Origin of the sequence: Mesorhizobium sp. WSM4311, from assembly GCF_002295115.1 — a bacterium.
Lineage (GTDB): Bacteria > Pseudomonadota > Alphaproteobacteria > Rhizobiales > Rhizobiaceae > Mesorhizobium.
On the sequence record NZ_NSFV01000015.1, the window covers coordinates 28,776 to 41,169 of the forward strand.

At 63.4% G+C, this 12,394-nt stretch carries 11 protein-coding genes; all 11 read left to right on the forward strand.

Translation table 11 applies throughout. From position 1 onward, the window contains the following. The 11 genes from CK226_RS28550 (at position 1) to CK226_RS28595 (ending at position 12,389) form a co-directional block, all read left to right on the forward strand. Positions 1 to 777, forward strand: coding sequence for an SDR family oxidoreductase (locus CK226_RS28550; protein ID WP_095790504.1), 777 nt, complete (start codon positions 1 to 3; stop codon positions 775 to 777). Positions 778 to 799: 22 nt separating this feature from the next. Next, positions 800 to 1,783 (forward strand): substrate-binding domain-containing protein, encoded by a 984-nt coding sequence (locus CK226_RS28555; RefSeq protein ID WP_095790503.1) that lies wholly within the window; start codon positions 800 to 802, stop codon positions 1,781 to 1,783. Between the two features lie 102 nt (positions 1,784 to 1,885). After that, positions 1,886 to 3,409, forward strand: coding sequence for a sugar ABC transporter ATP-binding protein (locus CK226_RS28560; protein WP_095793624.1), 1,524 nt, complete (start codon positions 1,886 to 1,888; stop codon positions 3,407 to 3,409). Beyond that, positions 3,406 to 4,407, forward strand: coding sequence for an ABC transporter permease (locus CK226_RS28565; protein WP_095775523.1), 1,002 nt, complete (start codon positions 3,406 to 3,408; stop codon positions 4,405 to 4,407). Before CK226_RS28560 ends, CK226_RS28565 begins: the two co-directional genes overlap by 4 nt. Then, complete coding sequence (locus CK226_RS28570) at positions 4,404 to 5,210, forward strand: FadR/GntR family transcriptional regulator (RefSeq protein WP_095775522.1); 807 nt, start codon at positions 4,404 to 4,406, stop codon at positions 5,208 to 5,210. The genes CK226_RS28565 and CK226_RS28570 overlap by 4 nt, the downstream gene beginning before the upstream one ends. A 5-nt stretch (positions 5,211 to 5,215) precedes the next feature. Beyond that, complete coding sequence (locus CK226_RS36080; RefSeq protein ID WP_280951487.1) at positions 5,216 to 5,350, forward strand: hypothetical protein; 135 nt, start codon at positions 5,216 to 5,218, stop codon at positions 5,348 to 5,350. A gap of 258 nt (positions 5,351 to 5,608) precedes the next feature. Further along, complete coding sequence (locus CK226_RS28575; RefSeq protein ID WP_095775521.1) at positions 5,609 to 6,631, forward strand: ABC transporter substrate-binding protein; 1,023 nt, start codon at positions 5,609 to 5,611, stop codon at positions 6,629 to 6,631. 67 nt (positions 6,632 to 6,698) lie between these two features. Next, positions 6,699 to 9,182, forward strand: a complete 2,484-nt coding sequence (locus CK226_RS28580; protein WP_095793625.1) for an ATP-binding cassette domain-containing protein — start codon at positions 6,699 to 6,701, stop codon at positions 9,180 to 9,182. Then, complete coding sequence (locus CK226_RS28585; RefSeq protein WP_095793626.1) at positions 9,179 to 10,210, forward strand: ABC transporter permease; 1,032 nt, start codon at positions 9,179 to 9,181, stop codon at positions 10,208 to 10,210. The genes CK226_RS28580 and CK226_RS28585 overlap by 4 nt, the downstream gene beginning before the upstream one ends. 106 nt (positions 10,211 to 10,316) lie before the next feature. Beyond that, positions 10,317 to 11,144: a phosphogluconate dehydrogenase C-terminal domain-containing protein gene (locus CK226_RS28590; RefSeq protein WP_095793627.1), complete on the forward strand. Its 828-nt coding sequence runs from the start codon at positions 10,317 to 10,319 to the stop codon at positions 11,142 to 11,144. A 303-nt stretch (positions 11,145 to 11,447) separates the two neighbouring features. Continuing rightward, on the forward strand, positions 11,448 to 12,389 hold the full coding sequence (locus CK226_RS28595) for a D-ribose ABC transporter substrate-binding protein (RefSeq protein WP_095793628.1): 942 nt from the start codon (positions 11,448 to 11,450) through the stop codon (positions 12,387 to 12,389). The last annotated feature ends 5 nt before the right edge of the window (positions 12,390 to 12,394 follow it).

Below are 12,394 nucleotides of genomic sequence, written 5' to 3' on the forward strand. Positions count from 1 at the left end.
ATGACAGGCAGGCTTCAGGGAAAGATTGCAATCGTCACCGGCGCCGGCCAGGGCATTGGCGCCGCCACCGCGCGGGCCTTTGCGATGCAGGGAGCAAAGACCGTGATTGCCGAGCTGAATGCGGCAACCGGCAAGGCGATCGCCGACGAATTGCGTGCCAAGGGCGCCGACGCCCTTTTCGTCGAAACCGACGTCACCGACACAGCGGCAGTGGCCGACATGGTGGCGAAGACGATCGCGGCCTATGGCAGCGTCGATGTTCTCGTCAACAATGCCGGCGCCAACGTCTTTTACGAACCCTTGTCGATGCCGGACGAGGAATGGGAACGCTGTCTCAGGCTGGACCTTGAGGCCGCATGGTTCTGCGCCAAGGCGGTGTTGCCGACGATGCTGGCGAACGGGTCGGGATCGATCGTCAACATAGCCAGCTGCCACGCCTTCAAGATCATTCCCCACACATTCCCCTATCCGGTCGCCAAGCATGCGCTTGTCGGGCTGACCCGCTCGCTCGCCATCGAATATGCGGCGCGCGGCATTCGCGTGAATGCGATCGCCCCCGGCTACATCGAGACGCCGATCGCGGAAGCCTATTGGAACACGTTTCCAGACCCAGCCGAAGAGAAGCGGCGGGCCTACGACCTTCATCCGCCCAAGCGCATTGGCCGGCCGGACGAAGTTGCGATGACGGCGGTTTTCCTCGCTTCGGACGAGGCGCCGTTCATCAATGCCGAGACGATCATCATCGATGGTGGACGCTCGGTTCTCTACCACGACTGACAACCAAGCAGGGAGGATCCACATGAAAACGACGACAAAGGCTCTGGCAACATTGGCGCTACTGGCTGCCGGACTGATGGCCGGCGCGGCAAGCGCCGACGACATCAAGATCGGCTACATCAACAAGATGGGCGAGCATCCATGGTTCGTCGCCGAAGTCGGCGGCGCCAAGAAAGCGGCTGAGGCGGCCGGCGCCGCCTTCGTGTCGCAGGACGTCCAGTTCGACTCCAATCTGACGATCACAACCTTCGACACAATGGTCGGCGACGGCGTCAAGGGCATCGCCATCGTCGTTCCCGACAAGGCGCTGGGACCGGTCATCGCCGAGAAGGCGAAGGCGGCGAAAATCCCCCTGGTGGCGGTCGATGACGATATCTACTACCAGGACGGCACCCAGGTCCCCTATGTCGGCATGAATGCCTACAATATCGGTGCGCGGGTGGGCGAGGAACTGGCCAAGCTCTACAAGGCCGATGGCTGGGCCGGCAAGGAGGTGCGTATCGCCTCGATCGAGGACCGCAAGGCCGACACCTGCATGCAGCGCAACAAGGGTGCCGAGGAAGCGTTCCTGAAGGCGGTGCCCGATTTCAAGCCGGCAAATATCCTTCGCGTCCCCTATGACAACACGATGGTCAACGCCATCGACGTCATGACCACCACTTTGACGGCCAATCCCGGCGTCACCAACTGGATCTTCTATTCCTGCAATGATGACGGCGTGCTGGGAGCGGCGCGAGCGCTGGAAAACGCCGGCTATGCCCCGGACCAGGGCATGGGCATCGGCATTGACGGCAGCCGCGCCTGCGAAGCCTTCGGATCGGGAAAGCCTTCGGCATTCCGTGGTACGATGTGGCTCAATTCGGCAAACCATGGCGCGCTGGCGGTGAAGATCCTGCTGGCCTCGATCAAGGACGGAACGAAGCTGCCCGTTCAGTCCTTCACCGACCCGGAATACATCACCGCCGGCAATTTTGCATCGGACTACAAGGCCAAGCTCTGCCACTGAGCCGAACCTGCGTCATGCGTCCCCAGGGCGCATGACGCTTCCAGTTGGCAGGTTCGCTGGCTGCCATGCCACCGAACACGGATCGATCCTCGGGAGTGAGCTTTGACGCAATCGGACTTCTTCTCGCTCGATGGCATATCGAAGCGCTTCGGCGTCGTGCAGGCGCTCGACAACGTCTCGATTGCCTTCCGACCAGGCGAGGTGCTCGCTCTGGTCGGCGAGAACGGGGCAGGCAAATCGACGATGATGCGCATTCTCGAGGGCGTCTTCGGGCCCGACAACGGCACTGTGCGGCACGGCGCGACGCCGATCGTTTTCGGCGAACCGCGCGACAGCCACCGGGCCGGAATCCGCGTCATCCATCAGGAGCCGGAGATCGTGCCGAACCTGACGGTGGCCGAGAATATTTTCGTCGGCGAATTGCCGCGCCTGGCAGGCGTCCTGCTCGACTGGCGCAAACTGGAGGAGCGGACCGACCGGGTGCTTGCGACCTTCGGCATGCAGCAGGACATGCGGCCACGCCAACTCTGCGGCACGCTCGGCCCGGCACAACGCCAGATGATCGAGATCATGCGCGCCATCCGTGCCGGCGGCCGGCTGATCGCCTTCGATGAGCCGACCTCGTCACTGACCGATGACGAAGCGCGTCGCCTGTTTTCCGTCATCCGCCGGCTGCGCGAGGAAGGCACGTCGATCATCTACATCTCGCACCGGCTGAACGAGATCATCGACCTTGCCGACCGCATTGTCGTTTTACGTGACGGCAGGCTGGTCGACGATTCGCCGGCGGCCGGCGCCAGCGAGCAGACCATCGCCAAGCTCATGGTCGGCCGCAACATCGCCGATCTGTTCACCCGCGAGACCTGGCGGTCCGGCGAACAATTGCTGGACGTGGCGGGATTGACCACCGACCGCGTCAGCGATGTCAGCCTCAGGGTTCGTCGCGGCGAAGTGCTCGGCATCGCCGGCCTCATGGGTGCGGGCCGCTCCGAACTGGCAAAGGCGATTGTCGGCTATGACCAGCGCATCGCCGGCACCATAGCCATGAATGGCGTGCCCGTTCTCCCCAACAGTCCGCATGCGGCAATCGTCGCGGGCATCGGTTTTGCTCCCGAAGACCGCAAGCACGAGGCGTTGCTCCTGTTCAGAAGCATTCTCGACAACGCTTCGCTTTGCGTGCCCGACAAGACGTCGAGCTTCGGCTTCTTCAACCGGCGCAAGGCACTGGAGATTGTCTCGCCGCTGGCAGCCAAGATGTCGATCAAGGCACCCAACCTCGACGAGCAGGTTTCGAAACTGTCGGGCGGCAATCAGCAGAAGGTCGTTCTGGCGCGCTGGCTTGCCCGGCAGCCGATGCTGCTCATTCTCGACGAACCGACGCGCGGCATCGATATCGGCGCCAAGGCGGAAATCTATCGGCTGATCGATGAACTCGCGGCAAGCGGCATTGGCATCATCCTGATTTCCTCGGAAATGCCGGAACTGATCGGTCTCGCCGACAGGGTTCTTGTCATGGCAGGCGGCCGCATCACGGCCGAATTGTCCCGCCCCGACATCGACGAAGCGACGATCCTCAAACACGCCATGCCGCAATCCGCACCAGCGCCCGGAGACCACATTCAATGAACAGCCTCGAGCTTCGCGCATCGAAAGCGCAGACCGATGCCAGGGGCGCTTCCGCGCGCCTTGTGGAGCGCCTTGGCGTTCACAACATCAGCCTTCTGGTGGCGCTCGCCATTCTCGTTGTCATCTTCGGTTCGCTACGCGGTGATGTGTTCTTCTCCAGCCGGAACCTGCTCAACATCGGTCTCGGCATCACCATTCTCGGCGTGCTGGCAATGAGCCAAACCGTAGTCATCGTCGGCGGCGGTCTCGATATCGCCGTCGGCGCCACCGTCGGTCTGACCACGGTCTCGACGGCAATGGCCATCCAGGCGACCGGGTCGCCGGCGGCCGGCATCGTTGCCGGCCTGATGCTTGGTGGTCTTGCCGGTCTGGTCAACGGCATCATCATCACCTATGGGCGAGTCAACGCGGTCATTGCCACGCTCGGCACCATGGCGATCTTTCGCGGCATTGCCTTCATCATGTCCGACGGCCAGTCGATCGCAATCTTCAGCGACACGTTCCGGTTCATAGGCATTGGACGCATCCTCGGCCTGCCGTTGCTGGTCTGGATTCTGGTGCTGACGGCGATCGCATTCCACCTCTTCCTCGCGCGTTCGATTGTCGGCCGCAACATCTATGCGCTCGGCGGCAATGCCGTTGTCGCCCGCTTCTCCGGCATCAACATCAACCGCTACCGCGTCGGCATCTACATCATGAGCGGTGTCGCCGCCGGATTGGCCGGGATCCTGCTGGCTGCCCGTACCGGTTCGGGTCAGCCCGTATCCGGATCACAGGGCCTGGAACTCGAGGCTATCACCGCGGCCGTGCTGGGTGGCTGTGCCTTGCAGGGCGGCAAGGGCACGATTGTCGGCGCGCTGCTCGGCGTCGCCATCATTGGCGTGCTCAACAACGGAATGATACTGACGTCCGTGCCGACCTTCTATCAATTGCTTGCAAAAGGCTCACTGCTGATCCTTGCTGTGGTCATTGCCGAGTACCACTTGAACAGGACATGACGATGGACGCGGCGACCGCTGCAAGCGATCAAGGCAAGCAGGACCTTCCTGCCGGGGATGGCGCCAATTTGTCCCTGAAGGATCGCATCGCGCGCGATCTCGGACAGCGCATTCTCGCCGGCACCTACGCGCAGCACGCGGTCCTGCCGACGGAGGCTGAACTGTGCGTCATCTACGGCGCCAGCCGCACGGCGCTACGCGATGCGCTGCTGACACTTTCGGCCAAGGGACTGATCGAGGCGCGCAAGCGGGCTGGCACGCGTGTGCGCGCGTCGAGCGAATGGAACAGGCTTGACGCGCAGGTCCTCGAATGGATGCGCGATATCGAGCCTGATCTCGATTTCGTCCGCGGCTTGATCGAGGCGCGGCTGGTCATCGAGCCGGCTGCCGCCCAGCTTGCGGCCAGGATGGCGACCTCGGGCGATCTCGCGGTGATCGAAGCCGCCTACGAGGCCATGCGCATTGCGCCGGAGGACGACCTCGCGGCCTGTCTCGATGCCGATGTCCGCTTTCATACCGCTATCCTGCGCGCCAGCCGCAACCCGGTTTTCGCCAATCTCGGCAATATGCTGGCAGCCGCACTCAGCTTCTCTTTCCGACTGACCACATCGGCCACCGCCAATTATCAGCAGACGCTCAGCGCCCATGGCGATGTGCTGGAAGCAATCCGCATGCGTAGGGTCGACGACGCTCACGACCAGATGAAAGCGCTGATCGGCATCGCCTCGAACGACCTTCTCGCTATCGCCCGCAAGGGCCGCCACCAACAGCGCGTCCCCACCGCCAATGCCGATCCCATCTGAGGTTGATGATCCGCACCATTGAAATTCGAAATGGCGACCTGTCCGCCGAAATGGTTCCGTCGCTTGGCGCCGGTCTGGCGCGGTTCGATCATGGCCGCAGCCGCTGTTCAAGCCATGGCCTGACGACGCAAGCCGAATGAGAGCTTCGCGACTTCGGGATGGCGAAAGCGGACGTTTCGCATGGGAGGAAGTTCCGACCTGACCCTCGGGATCCGGGATTGTCTGACCAGACGACATGCCAATTCGACGAAATTGGTGGGCCTTACGCTTTTCAGCCTCCGAACCCCAGCAGGCAGCAAAGCGCTTGTCTATTTGGTATGCTGGTATAATATGTACCTGACATAGCGTGATCCTCAGCAGATGCGCTGCGTCCTATGGTCTTTCTGGGAGGAGATACAATGAAACGTTCAATCGTGGCGGCGCTGGCCAGCGCCGCGCTGATCAGTGTTGTGACGCTGCCGGCAATGGCGTCGTCGGACAAGCCGGTCATCGCGCTGACCAATGCCTATTACGGCAACACCTGGCGCCACCAGATGGTGGAAGCGTTCGAGGCTTCGGCCAAGGAAGCCAAGGCCGCCGGACAGATCGCCGACTACATCGTCATGAACGGCGACGGCTCGGTGGCGCAGCAAAACAGTCAGATCGCCGAACTGATCCTCAAGAAGGTCGACGTGCTCGCCGTCGACGCCGCCTCGGAAACCGCGGTCAACGGCATCATCGAAAAAGCCTGCAAGGCCGGCATCATCGTCGTCTCCTTCGATTCAGTCGCCTCGGCACCCTGCAACTACCAGCTCAATTTCGACTTCAAGGGCTACAAGGCGACCCAGGCCGAAGCCGTGTTCAAGATGCTCGGCGGCAAGGGCAACGTCATCCAGGTTCGTGGCGTGAAGGGCTCGGCGCCCGACAATGACATGTTCAACGCGCAGCAGTCGGTCCTGGCGAAATATCCGGACATCAAGGTTGCCGCGACCGTCTATGGCCAGGCGACGGCCTCGGTGGCGCAAGCGGCGATCGCCAATGTGCTGCCCTCGCTGCCGCATGTCGATGCGGTGCTCGGCCAGGGCGGCAGTGACGATGTCGGCATCGCTCAGGCCTTCGTCCAGTATGGCGGCGAGTACAAGGACAAGATGCCGATCATCGAGGGCGGCGGCGGTACCGACTTCGTCAAATGGTGGGCCGACGAGAACGCCAAGAACGGCTACCAGACCGTCTCGATGAACACCACGCCTGGCATTGGCGGCGCCGCTTTCTGGCTCGGCCTCTCCCTGCTCAAGGGCGCCAAGGCGCCCAAGATGATGATCATGCCCGTCGCAACCGTCGATGCCAGCAACCTCAAGGAATACGCCAAGCTGCCGGCCGGCCAGATCATCAGCCCCAGCTATTCGCTCGACTGGGTCAAGCAGAACCTGCTGAGCAAGTAACCCGACCAGAATAAGGGATCGGACGCCGAAAGCGCCCGATCCCTGGCCGTGAAGAAACGGAGGACGAATGTCCCACCTTGCCGTTGCCGATAAGAAGCGTGCAGCCGCCATGGCACCCGCCGCTTCGATCCGGCAGGAAATCGTCTCGCTTTCACAGATCACCAAGAGCTTCGGGCCGACGCTGGCGAACGCCGAGATCGACCTCGCCGTTTCGGCCGGCGAGATCATCGGACTCGTCGGCGGCAACGGCGCCGGCAAATCGACGCTGATGCGCATTCTTTGCGGCACGATGCGGCCGACCCTCGGCTCGATCTCGTTCGCCGGCCAGACGCTGAGCTTCGCCGACTACGACACGGCGGAAGCGCAAGGGCGCGGCATCCGCATGGTGCATCAGGAACTGTCGCTGTGTGCCAACCTCTCCGTGGCCGAGAACTTCTTTCTGGAGACGCCACAGGACGCGACAAGCCGGCCCGGCTGGCGGAAGCTTTACCTGGGCCGTGCACGCGCGGCGCTGGATGCCGTATTCCCCGGCAATGGCATCGATGTGGACGCGGACGTCGGCCAACTCTCCATCGCCGAACGGCAGATGGTCGAGATCGCACGCGCCGCCGCCACGCCCGGCGTCAGGCTCATCGTTCTCGACGAGCCGACCTCCTCGCTTGATCTCGATCGCTCCAGGCAGTTAAGGGCCTTCATCCGCGAGCGAGCCAAGGCTGGCCTCGCCTTCATCTTCATCAGCCACAAGCTGCAGGAAATCATCGACATCGCCGCGCAGGTTGTCGTGCTGCGCAACGGACGCACGGCTTGGCGCGGCGACGTGGCGGATACGTCGTTCAGCAAGCTGGTGCAGTTGATGGGCGGCGACGCCAACTCGATCCACCAGCATGGCGCCATCGTCGCCAGCACCGGGGGCGCATTGGTGCGGCTGTCCGGGTCGCTGACATCCGAACTCGGCCGCGACATCGAGATCGCGCGCGGTGAGATCGTCGGGCTGGCGGGGCTCGAGGGCAGCGGCCAGAAGGAGCTGCTGCATGCCATCTTCAAGCCCAATCCAGCAAAGGATGCCGCCGTCACGAGAACCGGCGAGGCCGGCTTCATTGCCGGCGACCGACAGAAGGAAGGCGTGTTCCCGCTGTGGAGCGTGCTCGGCAACATCTCCATCGGCAGCCTTGCGCGCCGCCCGTCCTTGGGCCTGGTCTCGGATCGCCACAACCGCGAGGCCGCGGCCGACGCCGCAGGTCGGCTGCGGCTCGACGAAAATCGCTTCGGGTCCAACATATTGGAGCTGAGCGGCGGCAATCAGCAGAAGGCGCTGGTTGCCCGCGCGCTCGTCGCCGATACGCCGATCATCCTGCTCGACGATCCGACGCGCGGCGTCGACATCGCCACCAAGCAAGATTTCTACCGGCTCTGCAACGACATCGCACGCGGCGGGCGGACACTCGTCTGGCACACGACCGAGGACGCCGAATTGCTGGCCTGCGACCGCGTGCTGATCTTTGCCGGCGGCCGGATCGTCAAGGAACTGACCGGTGAGGCGATCACCGAAGCGGCGATCGTCGGGGCGTCTTTCGTCCAACAGGCGGACAAGCGCATCGACGCCGCGCAGGCCAAGGCCGGCGCCGCCGGGCTTGTCCGCAGGCTGGTGAACGCAGCCCCCTTCATCGGCCTCGCCGCCGTGCTGGCGGTGATGATCTCGGCCAATCCGGCGGTCGCCTCGATCTTCGGCCTCGATCTGCTGCTGATGCCAGCGCTGTCGCTGGTGCTGGTGACGGCGGCACAGATGTTCATCGTCGGCGGCAGCGAAATCGATCTCGGCGTCGGCGCGTTCGCCGGGCTGATCAGCGTGCTCAGCGCGACGCTGCTCTACGACCGGCCATGGCTCGGTGCGCTGGCTGTTTTGGCGGCGGTGGCCGTGTATGCCGGGCTCGGCGGGTTGATCCAGGCACGCAAGATCCCAGCTATCGTCGTCACGCTCGGCGCCTCCTTCATCTGGGTGGGGCTGGGCTATGCGCTGCAGCCGACGCCAGGCGGCGCCAGCCCTGAATGGCTTACGGCGCTGTTCGGCTGGTCGCTCGACTTCCTGCCGACATCGATCATCCTCATCGCGGCTGTTGCCCTGGTGGTCTTGACGATCGACCGGTTGCCACTCGGCGTGGTGCTGCGAGGCTTCGGCAACAATCCGACGGCAATGATCCGCTCGGGCTGGTCGCCAACACGTTACGCGCTGGTGCGCTATCTCATCGCCGGGCTGTTCGCGGCGGCCGCCGGCCTGTCGCTGACGGCGATCAACACGGCGAGCGACATCAATTCCGGCAATTCGTTCACGCTGCTCAGCGTCGCCGCCGTGGTGATGGGCGGCTGCTCGCTGCTCGGCGGCATCGTCTCGCCGGTTGGCGCCATCGCCGGCGCGGTGACGCTGTCGCTGATCGGCGCACTGCTCGGCACGCTCAATGTCAGCAGCGACTTCAACGCCGCGACGCAAGGGCTGATCCTGATCGCGCTCCTGACGTTGCGCGGCCTGACCGCGGACCGCAGGAGCGAACAATGAACGCGCTGTCCGCCTTCACTGTTTGGGCCCAGAAAAACCGCTGGATCTGGGCAGCGATCGGCGTGCTCCTGCTCTGGCTCGTGCTCTCCGTGGTCACCAACCGGTTCAGCCTGTCCAGCCTGTCGGGCATCGTGCTGTCGGCCTCGTTCCTGACCGTCGTCGGCATCGGCCAGATGTTCGTCGTCACCACCGGGCGCGGCAATATCGATCTTTCCGTCGCCTCGGTCATCACGCTCAGCGCCTTCGTCGCGCTGCTCACCATCAAGGGCCAGGATGCCAACCTTGCTATTGGCGTCACGGCTGCCGTCCTGCTCGGCCTCGCGGTCGGGTTGCTCAATTCGCTGCTGGTCGTCGGCCTCGGCATTCCGGCGATCATCGCGACGCTCGCCACCGGCTATGTACTGGCGACCGCGACGCTGCTGTCGAACAAGGCAATCCCCGGCTTTGCCGTCAGCCCGGCGCTCAAGGATCTGGCGACGGGCCGCATCTCGGGCGTCCCGATCATGGCCATCATCGCCATCCTCGGCGTAGCGGCGGCTTCCTTCGTGCTGCGCTACACCGTGTTCGGGCAGCTCCTGTCGGCGGTCGGCCAGAACCGCGCGGCCGCCCGGCTCGCCGCCATCAGCAATGGCCGGGTGATCGCAGCGGCCTTCATCATCTCGTCGGTGCTGGCCTCGCTCGACGGCCTGCTGCTCGGCGCCTATATCGGCGGCGCCTTCCTCGAAATGGGCCAGCCCTATCTGTTGCAGTCGATCGCCGCCGTGGTGCTCGGCGGCACGCTGATCTTTGGCGGCTCGGCGACCGCGCTCGGCACCCTGTGGGCCAGCATCCTGCTCATCCTGATCGTGACGACCATGCAGATTATCGGGCTGCCGCCCGGCGCCCAGGACATCGTCCAGGGCATCGTCGTCATCTTTGTCCTGGCGCTTGCCGGCCGACAGGCATTGGCGCGGCCCACCACTGCCGAGCCTGCAGATGGAGCGACGCCGAAGACGCGGGCAAAGGCGGCCGCGTCGTTGCCGGAGTGACCAGCAGGCCGACAATTCCGCTTGCCAAATTATGGTAGAGTGATCATACCAGTATATAAGATGATGATCGCGCGACGATCATCCAGAATTCAAGGAGCAAGGCCAGATGACAACGATTGCGCTATTTGGTGCGGGCGGGAAAATGGGCTACCGCCTGTCGACCAATTTTCGCGGATCGGACTACACGATCCGCCATGTCGAGATCAGCGAGGCCGGCAAGGAGCGGCTGAAAACCGGTCTGGGCTTCGATACGGTCGACGCCGACGAGGCGCTTAAGGACGCCGAAGTCGTGATCCTGGCGGTGCCGGACACGCATATAGGCAAGGTCGCCGCCAGCATCGAAAGCAAGCTTTCGTCCGGCACGATGGTGATCGTGCTCGATGCGGCGGCCCCTTTCGCCGGCCATCTGCCTGATCGTGCCGACCTTACCTATTTCGTGACCCATCCCTGCCATCCGCCGATCTTCAACGACGAGACCGACATGGCCGCCAAGAAGGACTTCTTCGGCGGCGTCAAGGCCAAGCAGCACTTCGTCAGCGCCCTGATGCAGGGGCCAGAGGAAGACTACGCCAAGGGTGAGAAGATCGCGCAGATCATCTGGGCGCCGGTGATGCGCTCGCACCGGGTCACGGTCGAGCATATGGCGCTGCTGGAGCCCGGCCTTTCGGAGACAGTTTGCGCTTCGCTGCTCGTCGTCATGAAGGAAGCGCTCGACGAGGTCGTGGCGCGCGGCGTCGACCGGCAGGCCGCGCTCGATTTCCTGCTCGGCCACATGAATGTGCTCGGCGCCGTCATCTTCGGCGAGACCAAGGGCGTGTTCTCCGATGCCTGCAACAAGGCCATCGAGTTCGGCAAGCCGGTGCTGATGCGCGATGACTGGAAGCGCGTCTTCGAGCCGGAGGAAATCGCCGCCAGCATCCAGCGCATCACCTGAGGCGCGCATTTCCCTTCGCCGCAGCAAGGTGCGCGGTTAGATACAGATCATCTGAATTAGTGGTTGACTCATTATACCAGTTGGCTAAGCTGCTGACGCACTCGGGACTGATCCTTCTCCGCTGGGAGGAGGCATCAGAACGAGCGGAGGATGGCGGGGACGGGCGCGAAAATCGGTTCGGTCGAAAAGCCGGCAAACGGCTTTGCCGATCCAGGCGGCGTTTTGCCCCGCCCTGTCTGACGATTTCAAATGAAGACAGTGGCCTCGACTGGTCGAGGCCCATGTTCTTAACGGGAGGACTTAGTGAAACTTACTCGCAGAATGACACTTGCGGCTTTCGCCGGCGTACTGGCACTGGGCACGGCTGCGCCGGCCTTCGCGGCCGACCTGATCGCGATCATCACCCCCTCGCACGACAATCCGTTCTTCAAGGCGGAAGCCGTCGGCGCCGAGGCAAAGGCCAAGGAACTCGGCTACGAAGCGCTGGTGCTGGTGCATGACGATGACGCCAACAAGCAGTCCGAGCTGGTCGACACCGCGATCGGACGCGGCGCCAAGGCCATCATCCTCGACAATGCCGGCGCCGACGCCACCGTCGCTGCGGTGCAGAAGGCCAAGGACGCCGGCATCCCCTCCTTCCTGATCGACCGCGAGATCAATGCCACCGGCGTCGCCGTGGCGCAGATCGTCTCGAACAACTACCAGGGAGCCCAACTGGGCGCGCAGGAATTCGTCAAGCTGATGGGCGAGAAGGGTAACTTCGTCGAATTGGTGGGCAAGGAATCCGACACCAATGCCGGCATCCGCTCCAAGGGCTATCACGACGTCATCGACGACTATCCGGACCTCAAGATGGTGGCGCAGCAGTCGGCCAACTGGAGCCAGACCGAGGCCTATTCCAAGATGGAATCGATCCTCCAGGCCAATCCCGATATCAAGGGCGTGATCTCCGGCAACGACACGATGGCGATGGGCGCTAATGCGGCGCTCGCTGCGGCGAACCGCAAGGATGTCATCGTCGTCGGCTTCGACGGCTCCAACGACGTGCGCGACTCCATCACGTCGGGCGGCATCAAGGCGACGGTGCTGCAGCCGGCCTACGCCCAAGCGCAGATGGCGGTCGAGCAGGCCAACGACTTCATCAAGAACAAGAAGTCGCCCGAGAAGGAAAAGCAGCTGATGGACTGCGTGCTCATCAATGGCGACAATGCCGCCAAGCTGGAAACCTTCGCGCTGAAGAACTGAGCCGG

Bases quoted from the DNA above. Each gene is read 5' to 3' on its own strand.
- CK226_RS28550 (WP_095790504.1), top strand. From the start codon at position 1: ATGACAGGCAGGCTTCAGGGAAAGATTGCAATCGTCACCGGCGCCGGC.
- CK226_RS28555 (WP_095790503.1), top strand. From the start codon at position 800: ATGAAAACGACGACAAAGGCTCTGGCAACATTGGCGCTACTGGCTGCC.
- CK226_RS28565 (WP_095775523.1), top strand. From the start codon at position 3,406: ATGAACAGCCTCGAGCTTCGCGCATCGAAAGCGCAGACCGATGCCAGG.
- CK226_RS28570 (WP_095775522.1), top strand. From the start codon at position 4,404: ATGACGATGGACGCGGCGACCGCTGCAAGCGATCAAGGCAAGCAGGAC.
- CK226_RS36080 (WP_280951487.1), top strand. From the start codon at position 5,216: ATGATCCGCACCATTGAAATTCGAAATGGCGACCTGTCCGCCGAAATG.
- CK226_RS28575 (WP_095775521.1), top strand. From the start codon at position 5,609: ATGAAACGTTCAATCGTGGCGGCGCTGGCCAGCGCCGCGCTGATCAGT.
- CK226_RS28580 (WP_095793625.1), top strand. From the start codon at position 6,699: ATGTCCCACCTTGCCGTTGCCGATAAGAAGCGTGCAGCCGCCATGGCA.
- CK226_RS28585 (WP_095793626.1), top strand. From the start codon at position 9,179: ATGAACGCGCTGTCCGCCTTCACTGTTTGGGCCCAGAAAAACCGCTGG.
- CK226_RS28590 (WP_095793627.1), top strand. From the start codon at position 10,317: ATGACAACGATTGCGCTATTTGGTGCGGGCGGGAAAATGGGCTACCGC.